Origin of the sequence: Mesorhizobium sp. B3-1-7 (assembly GCF_006439385.1) — a bacterium.
GTDB lineage: Bacteria > Pseudomonadota > Alphaproteobacteria > Rhizobiales > Rhizobiaceae > Mesorhizobium.
Genome location: NZ_VFTL01000046.1, coordinates 1 through 17,166 on the forward strand (window position 1 = coordinate 1; position 17,166 = coordinate 17,166).

Annotated in this window: 17 protein-coding genes; 6 read left to right on the top strand and 11 right to left on the bottom strand. The window is 63.8% G+C overall.

Annotated features, from left to right (window positions below; genetic code table 11):
* Nucleotides 1-247: 247 nt before the first annotated feature.
* From FJ417_RS29040 to FJ417_RS29080, 9 genes are all read right to left on the bottom strand, one after another.
* Complete coding sequence (locus FJ417_RS29040; RefSeq protein WP_140785807.1) at nucleotides 248-1,129, bottom strand: MoxR family ATPase; 882 nt, start codon at nucleotides 1,127-1,129, stop codon at nucleotides 248-250.
* A gap of 7 nt (nucleotides 1,130-1,136) precedes the next feature.
* Nucleotides 1,137-2,141 (bottom strand): molybdopterin cofactor-binding domain-containing protein, encoded by a 1,005-nt coding sequence (locus FJ417_RS33875; protein ID WP_140785808.1) that lies wholly within the window; start codon nucleotides 2,139-2,141, stop codon nucleotides 1,137-1,139.
* 1 nt (nucleotide 2,142) lies between these two features.
* Nucleotides 2,143-3,510 carry a xanthine dehydrogenase family protein molybdopterin-binding subunit gene (locus tag FJ417_RS33880; RefSeq protein WP_140785809.1) on the bottom strand — a complete coding sequence of 456 codons (1,368 nt, stop codon included), beginning with the start codon at nucleotides 3,508-3,510 and terminating at the stop codon, nucleotides 2,143-2,145.
* Between the two features lie 11 nt (nucleotides 3,511-3,521).
* Nucleotides 3,522-4,004, bottom strand: a complete 483-nt coding sequence (locus FJ417_RS29055) for a (2Fe-2S)-binding protein (protein ID WP_140785810.1) — start codon at nucleotides 4,002-4,004, stop codon at nucleotides 3,522-3,524.
* Between the two features lie 58 nt (nucleotides 4,005-4,062).
* Complete coding sequence (locus FJ417_RS29060) at nucleotides 4,063-4,857, bottom strand: FAD binding domain-containing protein (protein ID WP_140785811.1); 795 nt, start codon at nucleotides 4,855-4,857, stop codon at nucleotides 4,063-4,065.
* 12 nt (nucleotides 4,858-4,869) lie between these two features.
* On the bottom strand, nucleotides 4,870-5,313 hold the full coding sequence (locus tag FJ417_RS29065; protein ID WP_140785812.1) for an SRPBCC family protein: 444 nt from the start codon (nucleotides 5,311-5,313) through the stop codon (nucleotides 4,870-4,872).
* Nucleotides 5,314-5,437: 124 nt separating this feature from the next.
* Nucleotides 5,438-6,265, bottom strand: a complete 828-nt coding sequence (locus FJ417_RS29070) for an AraC family transcriptional regulator (RefSeq protein ID WP_140785813.1) — start codon at nucleotides 6,263-6,265, stop codon at nucleotides 5,438-5,440.
* A gap of 148 nt (nucleotides 6,266-6,413) precedes the next feature.
* A complete protein-coding gene (locus tag FJ417_RS29075) occupies nucleotides 6,414-7,412 on the bottom strand; it encodes an ABC transporter permease (protein WP_140659882.1) in 999 nt (332 codons plus the stop codon).
* A 43-nt stretch (nucleotides 7,413-7,455) separates the two neighbouring features.
* Nucleotides 7,456-8,199 carry an ATP-binding cassette domain-containing protein gene (locus FJ417_RS29080; protein WP_140785814.1) on the bottom strand — a complete coding sequence of 248 codons (744 nt, stop codon included), beginning with the start codon at nucleotides 8,197-8,199 and terminating at the stop codon, nucleotides 7,456-7,458.
* 450 nt (nucleotides 8,200-8,649) lie between these two features.
* On the opposite strand from FJ417_RS29080, the gene FJ417_RS29085 reads away from it, so the two are divergent.
* Nucleotides 8,650-9,639 carry a sugar-binding protein gene (locus FJ417_RS29085; RefSeq protein WP_140647991.1) on the top strand — a complete coding sequence of 330 codons (990 nt, stop codon included), beginning with the start codon at nucleotides 8,650-8,652 and terminating at the stop codon, nucleotides 9,637-9,639.
* 96 nt (nucleotides 9,640-9,735) lie between these two features.
* On the opposite strand, the gene FJ417_RS29090 is transcribed toward FJ417_RS29085, so the two are convergent.
* Nucleotides 9,736-10,794, bottom strand: a complete 1,059-nt coding sequence (locus FJ417_RS29090) for an NAD(P)-dependent oxidoreductase (protein WP_281405933.1) — start codon at nucleotides 10,792-10,794, stop codon at nucleotides 9,736-9,738.
* 26 nt (nucleotides 10,795-10,820) lie between these two features.
* On the opposite strand from FJ417_RS29090, the gene FJ417_RS29095 reads away from it, so the two are divergent.
* Both FJ417_RS29095 and FJ417_RS29100 read left to right on the top strand, forming a co-directional pair.
* On the top strand, nucleotides 10,821-11,717 hold the full coding sequence (locus FJ417_RS29095) for an NAD(P)-dependent oxidoreductase (protein ID WP_140785816.1): 897 nt from the start codon (nucleotides 10,821-10,823) through the stop codon (nucleotides 11,715-11,717).
* A 103-nt stretch (nucleotides 11,718-11,820) separates the two neighbouring features.
* Complete coding sequence (locus FJ417_RS29100; protein ID WP_140785817.1) at nucleotides 11,821-12,597, top strand: FadR/GntR family transcriptional regulator; 777 nt, start codon at nucleotides 11,821-11,823, stop codon at nucleotides 12,595-12,597.
* Nucleotides 12,598-12,668: 71 nt separating this feature from the next.
* Here FJ417_RS29100 and FJ417_RS29105 read toward each other — a convergent pair whose 3' ends face one another.
* The gene (locus tag FJ417_RS29105; RefSeq protein WP_140647987.1) at nucleotides 12,669-12,956 is read right to left on the bottom strand and encodes a DUF3175 domain-containing protein; all 288 of its coding nucleotides are present in this window, start codon (nucleotides 12,954-12,956) and stop codon (nucleotides 12,669-12,671) included.
* Nucleotides 12,957-13,111: 155 nt separating this feature from the next.
* Between FJ417_RS29105 and FJ417_RS29110 the strand changes: the two genes are divergently transcribed.
* The 3 genes from FJ417_RS29110 (at nucleotide 13,112) to FJ417_RS29120 (ending at nucleotide 17,105) form a co-directional block, all read left to right on the top strand.
* Complete coding sequence (locus FJ417_RS29110) at nucleotides 13,112-14,344, top strand: MFS transporter (RefSeq protein ID WP_246687579.1); 1,233 nt, start codon at nucleotides 13,112-13,114, stop codon at nucleotides 14,342-14,344.
* A 151-nt stretch (nucleotides 14,345-14,495) separates the two neighbouring features.
* Nucleotides 14,496-15,524, top strand: coding sequence for a LacI family DNA-binding transcriptional regulator (locus FJ417_RS29115; protein WP_140785819.1), 1,029 nt, complete (start codon nucleotides 14,496-14,498; stop codon nucleotides 15,522-15,524).
* A gap of 453 nt (nucleotides 15,525-15,977) precedes the next feature.
* A complete protein-coding gene (locus FJ417_RS29120) occupies nucleotides 15,978-17,105 on the top strand; it encodes a sugar ABC transporter substrate-binding protein (RefSeq protein ID WP_140785820.1) in 1,128 nt (375 codons plus the stop codon).
* The last annotated feature ends 61 nt before the right edge of the window (nucleotides 17,106-17,166 follow it).

The following is a 17,166-nucleotide window of genomic DNA, read 5'->3' on the forward strand; positions in this document are numbered from 1 at the left end:
CGCGGCGGCACGAGGCAAGCTTTCCCCACGCATCATTCCTTCGCGCCCCCCTCTGTCCTGCCGGACATCTCCCCCACAAGGGGGGAGATCAGATGTCGCGCCGGCTTTCGCCAATCTTCAGCCTGGCAGAATTGAGCGGCGCGCCAACGCTGCTAATCTCCCCCCTCGTGGGGGAGATGTCCGGCAGGACAGAGGGGGGCGCTGTCCCGCCAGCGCTGAGAGATAGGCGCGCAATGCCGATTGCTCATCACCCCAGCGCCTCCTCGACAATCCTCCCCAGCTCCGGCGCGATCGCCGAAAAATCCTCCTCGTCCTTGATCAGCACGCCGATGGCTCGGCGGAAGGCCTCCGGCCACGGGCTGCCGCCTTTTTCGAGGATGGTCGCGGCATTCGCCCATTCGACTGCTTCGGCGATGCCGGGCGGCTTGGCCAGCGGCCGCGCGCGGATCTCCTGCACGGCATTGGCCACCGCGCGTGCGGTCGCCTCGGCGACATGGCCCGAGCGCAGCATGATGATCTCGGCCTCGCGCTGGGCATCGGGATAGCCGATCCAGTGATAGACGCAGCGCCGGCGCAGCGCCTCGGCAAGCTCGCGGGTGCGGTTCGAGGTCAGGATGACGATGGGCTGCGCCGCGGCGCGGATCGTGCCGCGCTCCGGAATGCTGATCTGGAAATCGGAGAGGAATTCGAGCAGCAGCGCTTCGAATTCATGGTCGGAGCGGTCGATCTCGTCGACCAGCAGCACGCGCTGCTCGGGCGCCCGCAGCACCTGCAGCAGCGGTCGCGCGATCAGGAAGCGGTCGTCATAGATGTCGATCTCGTGCTCGCCGGCATGGCGGATGGCGAGCAGCTGGCGCTGGTAGTTCCACTCGTAAAGCGCATGCCCGGAGTCGATGCCTTCATAGCATTGCAGGCGCACCAGCTCGCGGCCGAGGAGTTCGGCGACCGCCTTCGCGGCTTCGGTCTTGCCGACGCCCGGCGCCCCCTCGAGCAGCAGCGGCTTGCCCAGGCGGATCGCCAGGAAGATCGCGGTGGCAAGGCTGTCGTCGGCCAGATAGTGCGAGGCGGCAAGGCGCGCTGCTATCGCCTCCGGCGAAGCCGCGACCTCAACGGCGTCGGCGCTGGTCATCTTCCCCTCAGCCCGCCGCCTGCGCCTTCAGCGCGCGCAGGATGCGCTCCGGCGTGATCGGCAGCGTGTCGATGCGCACGCCGACCGCGTCGAAGACGGCGTTGGCGACGGCCGGGATTTGCGGGTTGGCGCACATCTCGCCGGGACCCTTGGCGCCGAACGGCCCATCGGCGGAAGGGCGCTCCAGCACAATGATCTCGGTCTCGGCCAGGTCGCCTGGGCCAGGCATCAGATATTGGTTGAAGTCGGTGCCGCCATGGTCGCGGTTCGGATAATAGGGTTCGGTCGTCTCGTAGAGCGCGTGGCTGATTCCCATCCAGGAGCCGCCGACCAACTGCTGCTCGACCATCTTCGGATTGAGCGCGCGGCCGATCTCGAAGACGTTCTTGACCGTCAGCACCGTCACTTCGCCGGTCTCGTCGTCGACCTCGACCTCGGCCACCGTGCAGGCATGGGCGTAGCAGGTCGAGGGCTTCATCGCGCCGGTCTCTTTCTCCGGGTAGGAGCGCGGGATCAGGAACATGCCGCGGCCCGAGATCGAGCGGCCGCGCTTGAAATGCGCCGACAGGGCGACATCGAAGATCGAGATCGATTTCTGCGGCGCGCCCTTCACCTGTATGTTGCCTTCGCCGTCGGTCTCGAGGTCGGAAGCGTTCACCTCCAGCTCTTCGGCGGCCACTTCCAGCATCACCTGGCGGGCTTCCTTGGCCGCCTGGATGACGGCATTGCCGGCGCGGTGCGTGCCGCGCGAGGCGAAAGTGCCCATGCAGTGCGGACCGGTGTCGGTGTCGGCGGTGTCGATGACGACGCGGTCGGTCGGCACGCCGATGGTCTCGGCGCAGATCTGGGCCATGATCTGCTTCATGCCCTGGCCGAGATCGACACTGGAGAGCGTCACCATGAAATTGCCGGTCGGCGTCGAATGGACCAGCGCCTGGGTCGGGTCGCCGCCGAGGTTCATGCCGGTCGGATAGTTGATCGCGGCGACGCCGCGTCCACGCCGGATAGCCATCTCAGGCTTCCTTCCTGTAGGAGGACATCGCCATGTATTGCTCCGCCACCGGCCAGTTGGCGGCGCGCGAGGCTTCCTGCATGCATTCGATCAGCGCAGCACCCTCGGTCGGCTGACGATGCGCCTTCATGTCGCCGTCGCGATAGGCGTTGATGAAGCGGAATTCGAGCGGGTCCATGCCGATCAGCCGGGCCAGCTTGTCCATCTGCACCTCCAGCGCGAAGTCGCCGATGGTGACGCCGAAGCCGCGCATGGCCGAAGACGGTGTGCGGTTGGTGTAGACGCAATAGGTGTCGATCCAGACATTCGGGATCGTGTAGGGGCCGGGATAATGCCCGGCACCCTTCTGCGCGCCATAAGGCGAATGGCGCGAATAGGCGCCGGCATCGGTGTAGCCGGTCACCTTGCGCGCAACGATGCGGCCGTCCTTCATCAAGCCGTCCTTGATGACGACCTTCTCAGCCGCGCGCGGCGAAGAGATCTGCATCTCCTCCTCACGGCTGTAGATAAAACAGACTGGGCGTCCGGTTAGCTTGGCGGCCAGGATGGCGATCGGCTCGACGATGACGTCGACCTTGCCGCCAAAACCGCCGCCGACCGTGCCGCCGACGAAATGCAGCTTCGAGCCCGACATCTGCAGGATGATCGAGGTGTTGTCGAGGGTGAAGAACATCGCCTGCGTGTTGGTGTAGCAGGTGAAGCGGTCGTTGCCTTCTGGCGTCACCACGCAGCCCGTCGTCTCGGTCGGCGCGTGCTCGATCGGCGAGGACTGGTAGGACTGTTCGAGGATATGGTCGGCCTGGGCAAAGCCAGCCTCGACATCGCCGAAGCGCACCTTGCGGCATTCGCCGCTGTCGTAGAGATAATAGTTCTGGCCGTGGTACTCGTTGACCAAGGGCGCACCGGGCTTCAGCGCTTCTTCCATGTCGAAGACGGCCGGCAGCACTTCGTAATCCACCTTGACCTTGGCGGCGGCTTCCTGCGCGGCGCGCTCGGTCTCGGCCAGCACCGCCACCACGGCCTCGCCTTTCCAGCGCACCTTGCCGTCGGCGAGCACGGTTTCGTCCTCGGGACCGATCTGGATCAGGATCAGGATGGTGTAGACATTGTGCGGCACGTCCTTGGCGGTCAGTACCTTGACGACGCCCGGGTGCTTTTCCGCTTCCGACATGTCGATCGAACGGATGCGGGCATGGTGGTGCGGGCTGCGCACCATCTTCAGATGCAGCATGCCGGGAAAATTGCGGTCGGCGAAATAGGCAGTCTTGCCGGTGACATGACCGGGGGAATCGAGCCGCGGGCGGCCCTGGCCGATCTCATGCAGGCCGTCCTTGCGGACGTCGGCGAAATAATCCTTGCGCAGTTCCATGGCTCGTTCCCTCAGGCCGCGTTCTGCGAATTGGCGCGCGCGGCGGTCAGCACCGCCTGGATGATCGGCTCATATCCGGTGCAGCGGCAGATGTTGCCGGACAGCGCCTCGACCACATCTTCGCGGCTCGGGTTCGGCGTGCGGTCGAGCAGCACTTTTGCGGCCATGATCATGCCCGGCGTGCAGAAGCCGCATTGCGTGGCGAAGGCGTCGAGGAAGGCGCGCTGCAACGGATGTAGGACGCCGGCTTCGGCGAGGCCGGCCGTCGTGGTGACGGCCGCGCCGTTGCAGGTCTCAGCCAATGTCAGGCAGGAGAGCCGCAATTCACCGTCAATGATGACCGAGCAGGCGCCGCAGGTGCCCTGATGGCAGCCGCCCTTCGGCGAGGTGTCGCCGATCTTGTCGCGCAACGCATGGAGCAGTGTGGTGCCGCTGTCGACGAATTCGGCTTTTTCGGAGCCGTTGAGCGTGAACTGGACAGGTACTTTTGCCATTTTTCCTCCCTGCGCGCCTGCCCGGATCCGCCGGACAGACGCGCGTCCCCCACGGATATTAGTCAAGCAGCAGCCGGCCGAGATGGACCGGCAGAACCTCGGCGCGATACCAGGCGCTGGCGATCGGATCGGTGATCGGCGCGATGCCTTCGCTCACGGCCACCAGCGCCGGCGCGATCTCCTGCGGCGTGAGCTTGCAGCCGAGCAGCGCCTTTTCGGTCGCTAAAGCGCGGATCGGCCGATCGGCCATGCAGCCCAGCGCGATGCGCGCCGAGGTCACCGTGCCGTCCGGTGCGCGTTCCAGAAGCGCGGCGATGCTCAGCACCGAGACCCCCTTCGGCTTGACGCGCGACACTTTCAGGAAGCGGAAGCTTTCGGTTTTGGGCGATGCAATATTCACCGCCGTCACTATGGCGCGGCTGGTGTTGCGATCGGCCAGGAAAGTCTCGATCGGCGTTTCGCCATCTTCGGTGACGACGGTCGCGTCCAGCGCCAGCAGCGCGACGGCGAAATCGCCATAAGGGGCGGGGACGAACAGATTGCCGCCAACGGTTGCCATGTTGCGGATCGCAGGCCCGCCGACAGCGCGCGCGGCAGGCGCGAGCACGGCAAGTTCGGGGTGGCGGGCGATCGCGGCCATGGTGACCGAAGCGCCGAGCCGGACCTTGGCGCCGACAACCGCGATTTGCGATAGGCCCGGATCGGTGACACGCACCAGGCTGGAGACGGAAACGTCGCCTTCGTTGGCCGCGCGGACGACAAGCGTGCCGCCGCCAATATAGCGTGAGCCCGCTGTCTGCAGCGCGGCGTTGGCGTCTTTCACGCTCGAAAAAGTCTGCAGCGCAAGCGACATGGCAGGCTCCCGTCAGCTCTGGCCAGCGAAATGGCTTTTCAAGGCGTTGAAGCCGCCCTGGAAGACGTTGGCGCCCATGCCCTCGGCCAGCTTGTCGGCTTCCTCCGGTGCTGCGTCGAAGCTCGCCGTCCATTCGGCATAGGTGCGGTTACCGTCGGTGATGCGCCGCAACTGCAGCGTCGCCTTGTGATTGGTGAGCGGCTGCGGCGTTTCCAGGATCGAGTAGCTGATCAGGAAATTGTCGTCGGAGAAGTCGAGCAGCTTCTCGCGCAGCCGAGCGCCGCTGACCAGTTGGAAGTTGCGCACGCAGCCGATCGCGGTAGCGTCCTTGCCGTCCTCGATATGGCTTTCCACCATTCGCGGATGCCAGTTCGGCAGGCCATTGAAGTCGCGGATGTGCGCCCAGACCTGCTCGACCGGCGCGTCGATGACGCTGGAAATGGTGACTTTCGCCATAGACTGGCTCCCTTGCAAAGATCGGGAGCAGGCTAGGGCGGCCGACGGGCCGGCGCTTATCAATGCGTCTTGAGTGCGTATCAACCAGTCGGAAAATGCGGCGACGGATCAGCCTGCAGAGCACTCAGGACATGGCTCTCGCGGCTTCGCGGTAGAGCGTCGGCGGCACGCCAACATGGTCGCGGAAGAAGCGCGAGAAATTGCCCTGGGTGGTGAAGCCGAGATTGCAGGCGACCGAGATCAACGGCTCCTGCGACCACTGCAGCTGGCGCACGGCTTCCTCCATGCGCAGCGTGTTCCAATAGACGTTCGGCGTCAGATTGGTCTGTTCCTTGAAGAGCGCGAAGAAATGCGGCCGGGACAGGCCGACCGAGCGGGCGACGTCGTCGAAGGAGATGCGCTCGCAGACATTGGCCTTCATCAGCTGGATCGCCTTGCGGACGCGGAAGTCGAGCATCGTGTTGATGCGCGCGCGAGCTATCTGTGGCGCGGATGTCTCGGCCGCATCGAGCACGCTGTCGATGAAACGCTCGATCTCGTAATTGGCGATGTCGTCGATGCTCTCATTGTCGGTCAGGTGATCGAGCAGGTTCGCCGCCGCCTGATGCAGCCAGGGCTCCAGTGTGATCGCGGCTTGCGTGAACAGCGGCGCCGACGATGGGAGGTCGCGGCGCTGGCGCGCCCAATCCGGGTCGATGTAGAAGGCGAGGAACAGTCCAGGCTTGCCGTCGCGGGAAAGGGCGTGGCTGTGCGGCTGGAACGAGTTGATGCCAGCCGCGGTGCCCGGTCCAAGCCGCACCGTCTCGCGGCCGATGGTCATTTCGCCTGCCGTGCCTTCCAGCCAGATGATGAGATGTGCCTCGCCATGCGCATGGGTGACGAAGTCGTTGGCGACATTCAGCACGGAAACATGTCCGAACCGGCCCCAATAGAGCCTGATCGCGTCCGTCATGGGTATCGTTCCTCCCGCAGGCGACTGGCCTCCCTTCGCCTGCTCAAGGATAGTGCGGCCAGGGTGAGGCCGCGTCAAGGCGGGCAAGCGCAGCGGAACTTGCGCTCAAAGCGCCTGAATCGATTTTCAGACTGAGCGATAGGGGGAGCTAGTCACTGCGGCGGAAGTTGCGGACGCGGTCGAACAGCACCGCCAGGATGATTGCGCCGCCGATGAAAGTGCCTTGCCAGAAGGCGTTGATGCCGAGCAGGCCAAGGCTGTTGCGGATCACCTCGATGAGGGCGGCGCCGACGATGGCGCCGAGCGCGGTGCCGACGCCGCCGGCGAGATTGGCGCCGCCGATGACGGTGGCGGCAATCACCTGCAGTTCCATGCCGTTGCCGAGATTGGTGGTGACGGCGCCCAGCCATCCGGTCTGGATGATGCCGGCAATCCCTGCCGACAGCGCCGAGATCATGTAGACGACGACCTTGATCTGCTTGACGGGAACGCCGGTCAGCGTCGCCGCATGCTCATTGCCGCCGATGGCGAAGATGTGCCGCCCGAACTTGGTCAAGCGCAGGATGAAGCCGGTGATCAGTGCCAGTATGATCATGTAGAGCACCGGATTGGCGATGCCGAATAGCCAGGCGCCGCCGCCCAGCGCCAGAAGCTTCTGATGGTCCGGTCCGAACTGGAAGACCACCGTGTTGTTGGACGCGACCATGGCAAGGCTGCGCGCCACCGACAGCATGCCGAGCGTGACTACGAAAGGCGGGAAGCCGAGATAGGCGATGAGCACGCCGTTGAAGGCGCCGATCACAAGCGCGGTGGCGATCGAGGCCAGGATGCCCACTTCGATCGAATAGCCGGCATGCATGGTGACGGCGAGCACCATCGAGCACAGGCAAAGCACCGAGCCGACCGATAGATCGATGCCGCCGGTGATGATGACGAAAGTCATGCCGAGCGCGACGATGGCGATGAAGGTGACATTGCGCGTGATGTTGAAGAGGTTCTTCGACGTGGCGAAGGAATCGGTGGCGACGGACAGGAACAGGCAGGCGAGGATGACCGCGATCACCACCCAGAAGGTCTGGTTGGAAAAGAGCCGCGACAGGAAGGTGTGCTGCTTCTGCGCGATCGTCTGGTCAAGGGTGACTGCCATTATCGACCTTTCCTGAGAGGCGGGGGCGCGAGGCTCCGCGCAATCACGCAACCTGTTCGATGGCGCCGGTGATCAGCCCGGTGACTTCCTCGGGCGAGCTCGATGCGATCTTCTTGTCGGCCACCTTGCGGCCGCGCCGCATGACGATGACGCGGTCGGCGACGTCGAACACGTCGGGCATGCGGTGGCTGATCAGCACCACGGCGATGCCCTGGTCGCGCAGGTGGCGGATGAGGTTCAGCACTTCGGCGACCTGCCTGACCGAAATCGCTGCCGTCGGCTCATCCATCAGCACGATCTTGGCCTGCGACAGCATGGTGCGGGCAATCGCCACCGCCTGGCGCTGGCCGCCCGACATCTGCTTGACGAGGTCGCGTGGCCGCGTTTCGGATTTCAGCTCGGCGAAAAGCTGGCCGGCGCGCTTGTACATGGCGCCATAGTCGAGGATGCGGAGCGGACCGAAGCCGCGGCGCAACTCGCGGCCGAGATAGACGTTGGCCGCGGCCGTCAGGTTGTTGCAGAGCGCGAGGTCCTGGTGGACGATCTCGATGCCGTGCTGGTGGGCGTCTGCGGGCTTGTGCAGGACAAGCTCCTTGCCGTCCAGCCGCATGGTGCCGTGGCTCGGGTGGAAATTGCCGGCGATCATCTTGACCAGAGTCGACTTGCCGGCGCCGTTGTCGCCCATCAGGCCGACGACCTCGCCGGCCTCCAGCGAAAACGATACATCGTTGACCGCCTGGATGGCGCCGAAATGCTTCGAGATGTTGGCGAGTTCGAGAACCGACACCAGCCTTATGCCTCCCCATTTACGGCGCAGCTGTCGCCGACCTTTATCGGCGCCGCTTGCGTCCTGCTCCGTCCATCTCCTCCCGAACGGTGCGTCCACGCATTTAGGCAAAACCGGACAAGGGCGTCAATCAATTGTCTGACGATTAATTTCGAGACTCGACGAAAAATCGGTTTGTAGGACAAATAGGAATTGACGCTGGCGAAAAGCCGATATTAGCTAAGTCTCGGAGGAAGACTTGCCCATTGTCCGTCTATCCGGCGGAGGGCGGCCAGATGGTTTGAAGGTCAAGGATCCGGCTGCGCCAGTATTCGGGCAAACGGATCGGCAAATGCTTATCAGCCCGGCGAAGGACGCGAACATCATGAGATGCTCGTCATGGTTCTTACGCATCCGGGCTGATCAGTGTGGCGGGCACGCGGTGTCCGTCTGTTTCAAGGGAGGACTGATATGAGGAAAACACTTTTGCTTGCCGCCGTCGCCGCCATGGCGTTGGGCGCCGGGCCGGCTTTGGCCAAGAAACAACTCGTCATCGTCGTGAAAGGTCTCGACAATCCGTTCTTCGAAGCCATCCATCAGGGCTGCGAGAAGTGGAACAAGGAAAACGCCAGCTCGGAATATGAATGCTTCTACACCGGCCCGGCATCGACCTCGGACGAAGCCGGCGAGGCGCAGATCGTGCAGGACATGCTGAGCAAGCCCGACACGGCGGCGATGGCGATCTCGCCCTCGAACGCGCCGCTGATCGCGCAGACGATCAAGAGCGCCAATCCGTCGATCCCGATCATGACGGTCGACGCCGACCTTGCCAAGGAAGACGCCGCCCTTCGCAAGACCTATCTCGGCACCGACAACTACCTGATGGGCAAGAAGATCGGCGAGTACATCAAGAAGGCCAAGCCGAATGGCGGCACGATCTGCACCATCGAGGGCAATCCGGCGGCCGACAACATCCTGCGCCGCGCGCAAGGCATGCGCGATGCGCTGTCGGGCAAGGAAGGCCTCGCGGCACTTGCCGGCGAAGGCGGCTGGACCGAAGTCGCCGGCTGCCCGGTGTTCACCAATGACGACGGCGCCAAGGGCGTGCAGGCGATGACCGACATCCTCGCCGCCAACCCGAAGCTCGACGCCTTCGGCATCATGGGCGGCTGGCCGCTGTTCGGCGCACCGCAGCCCTATCGCGACCTGTTCAAGCCGATGGCCGACAAGATCGCCAAGAACGAGTTCGTCATCGGCGCCGCCGACACGATCGGCGACGAGGTGGCGATCGCCAAGGAAGGCCTGGTGACCGCGCTGGTCGGCCAGCGGCCGTTCGAAATGGGCTACAAGGCGCCCTCGGTGATGCTCGACCTCGTCGGCAACAAGAAGGTAGACGATCCGGTCTTCACCGGCCTCGACGAATGCACCAAGGAAACGGCCGACACCTGTATCCAGAGGTAGGCGCGCTGGTCGCATCCAGAACCGATGTAAAAGGGGCGCCGCGAGGCGCCCCTGACTTTTTTCAAAGTTGCATTCTTGATGAAGGGCGCTTTCGTCTCAGATCTTCTGCTTCACGCCGTCCTTCGAAGGCATCAGGTCGACGCCATTGAGCTTGCCGATATGGGTGGCGAGCATCGGCACATACTGTTCCGTGGGGCCGGTGGCGAAGGCGGTCGCAAAGGAATTCTTGGTGGCGTTGCCGAGCGGGTTGGCGATGCCGGCCGCGCCCGCCATCGATTCCAGATAGGTCAGGTCCTTGAAGGCGTTGGCAATGCTGAACTTGTGCGCGTCGCGGTCGCCCTCCAGCGTCCAGCGCATGAAGGTCTGATAGAAGCCGCAATCCATGCGGCCGTTGCGGATGACGCTGTCGAAGCGCGGCGGCGAGATGCCGACCTTCTCGGCCAGCGCCAGCGCTTCCGAATAGATCGCGGCGTAGCCCAGCGAGATAAAGTTGTTGAGCAGCTTCATGCGGTGGCCATCGCCGGTGTCGCCGATGTGGACGATGCGGCCGGCCCAGGTCTCGATCACCGGCTTCAGCCTGGCGAACACCGCGTCCGGCGCGCCGACCATGGCGTCGAGCGTGCCTTCCCAGGCCTCCTTCGGCGTGCGGCTGAGCGGCGCATCGACATAGTCGACGCCGAGCGCCTTGAGCTCGGCGGCCAAGGCCACGGTCGAGACCGGATCGGAGGTCGAGCAATCGACGACGACCGAGCCTTGCTTCAGGCCCTCCTTCAGCCCGCCGGGGCCGCGGATGATCGCCTCCACCTCACGCGAGCCGGTGACGCAGATGAAGACGACGTCGGAGGCAGCGGCCACCTCCTTGGATGTGGCCACTTCCTTGGCGCCGCGTCCCAAAAGGTCTTCCGCGGGCTTGCGGTTCTTGCGGCCGAGGAAGGTCAGCGGATAGCCCTTGTCGACGATGTTCTTGGCGATGCCGTGCCCCATCAGGCCTAGGCCGATGAAACCGATTTTCTCGCGGGCAGCGGTGGTGCTCATGTCGTCTCTTCCCTGTCTTTCGTGGTGATGGGCCCGCGCGGCGGGCGATTGCCGGAAAGGTTTTCGCTGATCGCGGTTGGCAGGCGATTGCGGAATACCATATTGTCTGACAATACACATAATTCCCTGATGTTGTGGAGAGCAAAATGACGAAGCGGATCATGTTCACCGGCGGCAGCGGCAAGGCTGGCCGGCATGTCGTTCAGTATCTGGTCGAACATGGCTGCCAGGTGCTCAACATCGACACCAGGCCGCTCGACAATCCGAAAGTGCGCACGCTGATCACTGACATCACCGACAGCGGCCAGGTCTTCAACGCGCTGTCGAGCTATATGGGCCTGCACGAGTTCGATCCGTCGCTGAGAGCCCAGCCGGTCGACGCCGTGGTGCATTTCGCCGCAATCCCGCGCATCATGATCACGCCGGACAACGAGGTGTTCCGCATCAACGCGATGGGCACCTACAATGTCATCGAAGCGGCGGTGAAGCTCGGCATCCGCAAGATCATCATCGCTTCCTCGGAGACGACCTACGGCCTGGTTTTCGCCAATGAGCCGCGCAGTCCGACGCATTTCCCGCTCGACGAGGATTATGACGTCGACCCGATGGACTCTTACGCGCTGTCGAAGATCGTCAACGAGAAGACGGCGCGGGCCTTCGCGCTGCGCAGCGGCGCCGACATCTATGCGCTGCGCATCGGCAACGTCATCGAGCCGCATGAATATTCGCTGTTCCCGAAATGGTTCGCCGATCCGGGCTTCCGCAAGCGCATCGCCTGGAGCTACATCGACGCGCGCGATCTTGGCCAGATCACCTTGCGCGCCATCGAGAAGGACGGCCTGGGCTACCAGGTGTTCAACGCGGCCAATGACGACACCTCATCGGACCTGCCGACGGCGGAGCTCTTGAAGCGCTTTTATCCGGGCGTGCCGGTCAAGGCCGAGCTTGGCGAATATGAGACGCTGCTTTCGAACCGCAAGGCGCGCGATGTGCTTGGCTTCCGGCCCGAGCACAGCTGGCGCAAATACGTCAAAACGGCATGAGGCGGCGGCAAAATGCCGGTTGATCTGTGCACATCCTCGCGCGTTGGGGCAAAGCAGGCCTGCCGTGCTTGACAGCTTCTGAAAACGGGATTTTCTGGACCATATGCGGGACGCGAAGCCGAACAACGAAAAAAAACCGACGAAAACGGCAGCTCCGGAGCGTCCGGCCGGCGTTCGCCGGGCCAACGCGCCACGCATTCCGGGCGCCAGCGTGCACACCTCCTTGGCCAGCGAGATCGGGCTGAGGATCGTGCGCGGCGATTATCCGCCGGGCACCATCCTGCCCAACGAAGCGAAATGGTCGGAGACCTTTGACGTCAGCCGCTCCGCGGTGCGCGAGGCGATCAAGATGCTGATGGCAAAGAGCCTGCTGGCCTCGCGGCCGAAGATCGGCAGCTGGGTCGAACCGAAGGAACGCTGGAACCTCCTCGACCGCGACGTGCTGTCCTGGTACGCCACGTCGCCGGACCGTGAGGTTTTCCTCAAGACCGTGCAGGAATTCCGCCATATCATCGAGCCGGAAGCCACCGCCTTCGCGGCGCTGCGGCGCACCGACGAGCAGATGGCCGAGATCAGCCAGGCCTGCCAGGAGATGGGCGCGGCGACCAACCTGCAAGAGCGGACGCGGGCCGACACGCGCTTCCATCTCGCCATCCTCAGGGCCTCGGGCAACGACCTGCTGGTGCCGCTGGGGGTGCTGATCGAATCCGCCTTCGACCACCTCTTCGCCTACACGACGCGCGAACTGGACGATTTGCACCATGCCCAAAAGCTGCACGAGGCGATCGAGAGGAATATTCGCCTGCGAAGACCGGATGCGGCGCGCAACGCGGTCCGTAAGCTGCTGGCCAATACCGACGAAGTGATCCAGTCGCGCTAAGGTCCGTCGATATTCAGCTGAGGCCGGCTTGCGAATGGCGGCTCCCTGCGCTTGCGTTCCCGTTGCAGCACCTAATCCTGCTTTTCGCGACCGAACGCAACGCGCAGCTCGTCCTTCGCTTTTTCCAGCACCTTCCTGCGCTCATCAGGCAAGTTCTTGCCGGCGCGGTTGATGTAGAAATTCAACATCGACATGGCGGATTGGAACGGCTCAGCCTTGCGGCGGTGGCTGTGCTCGGCCGAACGTTTCAGCGACGCGGCGATCTTCTTGGCGTCGTCGGATTCAAAGACATGATCCTCGAGATCCATCGCATCGCTGTGCTCGGTCACGTCGGCCGACCATTTCTTCCTGGCGGTCATGGCGAACTCCTTTCTTCAGGCAAAACTCCATCGGGTGAGGCGGGTTCCGCTTCTGGAGCCACGGAATTATGCCTCGTGGCGCTGCTCGGCCCGGGAAATGCGCCGATAGTGCGCCCAAACACGCGATCTCGAAGAAATCGCGGACAGGAGACGCCGTGACGACAGTTCCAGGAAACGCGGCAGACAGCGCCGGCATCGACAGCTTCTATGCATGGACGCGGCTTGGCATTTCCCTGCTGCTGGCGACGATCGGCGGCGTCGGTACCTGGGCGGTGGTCGTGGTTCTGCCCGCGGTGCAGGCCGAATTCGGCGTCGACCGCGCCGCCGCCTCGATGCCCTATACCGCGACCATGGTGGGCTTCGCCGCCGGCAACGCGCTGATCGGACGCGCCATCGACCGCTTTGGGTATTGGATACCGGCGCTCGCCGCTTCGCTGGCGCTCGGTGCGGGGTTTCTGCTGGCGTCGCTTGCCAATTCGATCCTGGGCGTCACGCTCGCCCAAGGCCTGCTGATCGGAGTGGGGTGCTCGACGATCTTCGGGCCGCTCATCGCCGACGTCTCGCACTGGTTCAACCGCCGCCGCGGCGTCGCGGTGACGGTGGCGGCGTCCGGCAACTACGTTGCCGGAGCGATCTGGCCGACGGTCATGCCTTATATGATGCAAGGTCATGGCTGGCGCTTCACCTATGCGACAATCGGAGTCATCTGCCTCGTCACCATGGTGCCGCTGGTCCTGCTGCTGCGACGGCGCGCGCCGCATGAGGGGACATCCGGCGCGCCGCGCGGCCGGCCGGTGCAGCCAATCTCGCTGTCGCCCTCGCAGTTGCAGGTCCTGTTGGTGATTGCCGGCTTCGGCTGCTGCATGGCGATGTCGATGCCGCAGGTGCATATCGTCGCCTATTGCATGGACCTCGGCTACGGCGTCGCGCATGGCGCCGAGATGCTGTCGATCATGCTGGCGGCCGGCGTCATCAGCCGCATCGGCTCGGGCTTCCTCGCCGACCGCATCGGCGCGGTGAAGACGCTGCTGATCGGCTCGGCGCTGCAGTGCCTGTCGCTGTTATTCTACATCCCGTTCGACGGGCTCGCGTCGCTCTATGTCGTCTCACTGGTCTTCGGCCTGTCGCAAGGCGGCATCGTGCCCTGCTATGCCATCATCGTGCGCGACTATATGCCGGCAAAGGAAGCCGGCCAGCGCGTCGGCATCGTGCTGATGGCGACGATCTTCGGCATGGCGGTGGGCGGCTGGATGTCGGGCTGGATCTACGACCTCACCGGTTCCTACGCCGCTGCCTTCCTGAACGGAATTGGCTGGAACCTCGTCAATCTCGGGGCCATTGCGCTGCTGATGTGGAAAGCCAACCGAAGCGCCGAGGCGATTGCCTGACGCGCCTCGGTCGACCGGGCGCCGAAGCCGGGTTGCTTGACAACGGTTAACGCATGCGCGACCTCAATCGGCAGAGCTGACCTGGTGGCGCGATGACACGGACGCCGATCGTGATGTTGCGGCCGCGCGTCGAGGACGGAGGGACAGGGCCTTGACCAAGCCGCGTTCCCGCCGTGGCGGCGGCCGTCCGACCATTGCCGATGTGGCGCGCAAGGCGGGTGTCGGCGCGATCACCGTGTCGCGCGCGCTGCGTGAGCCCGGGCGGGTATCGGAAGATCTGCGACGGCAGATACAGGCCGCTGTCGACGAACTAGGCTACGTGCCTGACCCGAATGCCCGCGCGCTTGCCTCGGCCCGCGCCGAGGTGTTCGGCGTGCTGGTGCCTTCGCTGACCAACAACGTCTTCGCCGAAGTGGTGCGCGGCATCTATGACAGCCTTTCCGACAGCCCGTTCCGCATCCAGATCGGCAACACCCATTATTCGGGCCTCGAGGAAGAGCGGCTGTTGCAGGTTTTCGGATCGCAGCGCCCGGCGGCGCTGATCGTGGCCGGTATCGACCAGACACCCAACGCGCGACGACTGCTGGAGAATGCCGGCTGCCCGGTGGTGCAGGTGATGGAGACCGGGCCGGACCCGGTCGACATGATGGTCGGCTTTTCCCATTTCGACGGCGGCAGGACTGCCGCCGAACACCTCCTGCAGGCCGGATACCGCAAGATCGGCTTCATCGGCGCGCGAATGGATCCGCGTTCGCAGCGACGCCTTGCCGGCTATCGCGCCGCCATGGAGGCCGCCGGCCTTTTCGATCCGCGGCTCGTCACCACGACGCCGGTGCCGTCAAGCGTGACGCTGGGGCGCGAGTTGTTCCGCGACGCGCTGGCCAAGATACCGACGCTGGACGGCGTGTTCTGCAACAATGACGATATCGCGCTTGGCGTTCTGTTCGAATGCCATCGCGCATCGATCGATGTGCCGAAGCAGATCGGCATTGTCGGCTTCAACGATCTCGACATGATGCAGGTGTCGTTTCCTTCGATCACCAGCGTGCGCACGCACCGCTATGAAATCGGCACCCGCGCCGTCGCCATGGCGCTTGCGGCGATCGCCGGCAATCGGCCTGAACAGCGGATCGTCGACCTCGGCTTCGACCTCATGCGGCGCGAGAGCACCGCGCGTTAGGCCGTGATAGCGTTTCGTCGAATCGCCGTCACGCTCTAACTCTTTGTTGGAGCATGATCTTGTCCGAAAACCGGTTCCCACTTTTCGGGATCATGCTCTAGGGCGGCGGCGGAAACGCCGAGCCAAAGCTACGCACTGTTCCTGGAGGCACTCTGACGAACACGGAAAAATGACGAAAGCGGCGCTTTACAGGCTCTCATGGTAGCGCTACCATTTGTCTGTAAAATCAACATTCGGCAAGGTTCAGGATTGTTTATTATACATAAGCAACAGCTCAAGCTTGTTTATTATGTATAATATGATAGTTTTCTGAACGTCCCGGAGGTCGAGGGAAGGGAGAGAAGGCGGGGCGATCCACGTCGCCCGGCGAGCGTTTCGGTTTGGCAGGAGGGGTGCCCGCCGAGCATGTCAGGACTTCATAGTTCAGCAGATCTGCAATTGGGAGGAATACCGATGATCAAGTCACTCGTTGGCGGCGTCGTTGCCGCCACTGCATTCGTCATGCACAGCTCGGCAGCGATCGCCGCCGGACCGGAAGTCGTCTCCGGCCCCGCAGCGCAGCCGGACTGCTTCTCGCCATGGTCGGCGGACACCAAATTCTTCAAATTCCCCAAAAAGGAAGGCCCGTTCCGCATCGCCTTCTCCAACGGCTATATCGCCAACACCTGGCGCATCCAGATGGTGCAGACGGCAAAGGCCTATGCGGCACAACCTGACGTGAAGGCCAAGATCAAGGAATTCAAGGTCGTCTCGACCGGTGAGGATGTGCCGGCGCAGATCTCGGCGATCAACAACTTCATCGATTCCGGCTATGACGCGATCGTCACCGACGCGCAGAACCCGACCGCCTTCGGCCCGGTCATCAAGCGCGCCAAGGAAGCCGGCATCGTGCTGGTTGCCTTCGACAACATTCTCGACACCAAGGACGCCATCAACGTCAATGTCGACCAGAAGGGCCTCGGCGAGTTGTGGGCCAAGTGGCTGGTCGACAAGGTGCCGAACGGCGGCAAGATCCTCGAAGTGCGCGGCGTTGCCGGCACTTCCGTCGATACCGACCGCCACAACGGCATCCATGAAGTGCTGGACGCTTCCGGCAAGAAGTGGGACGTCACCGAGGTCGCCGGCAAGTGGGATGACGGCGTGGCGCAGAAGGTGACCGCCGATGCCATCGCCACCAACGGTCCGTTCGACGGCATCACCGGCCAGGGCGGCGACACCGGCATCGTGCAGGCGATGATGGACGCCAAGCATCCCTTCGTGCCATTCGGCGGCGAGACCGAGAATGGCTTCCGCAAATTCTGCGCGCAGCATTCGGCCGACGGGCTGAAGTGCACGTCGGCGGGCTCCGGCCCGGCCCAGGTCGCCGTGGCCATCAAGACCGCGATCGCGGCGCTGGAAGGCGAGGTGGTGCCGCAGGAAGTGAAGTTGCCGCTGGCGATCGCCTCGGATCCGGACATGAAGGAAGGCACCGACTACTTCCCGAAGGAATCCGACAATTTCTTCGTCGGCAACTCCTTCCCGACCTGCGGCATCAATTTCAGCGCGCAGGAAATCATGGGCCAGACCAAGGCGGACCAGTAAGCTTCCATCGCCGGCGTGGCGCCGCGGGTCAGCCGCGGCGCCGCCTCATGCAGATACAATT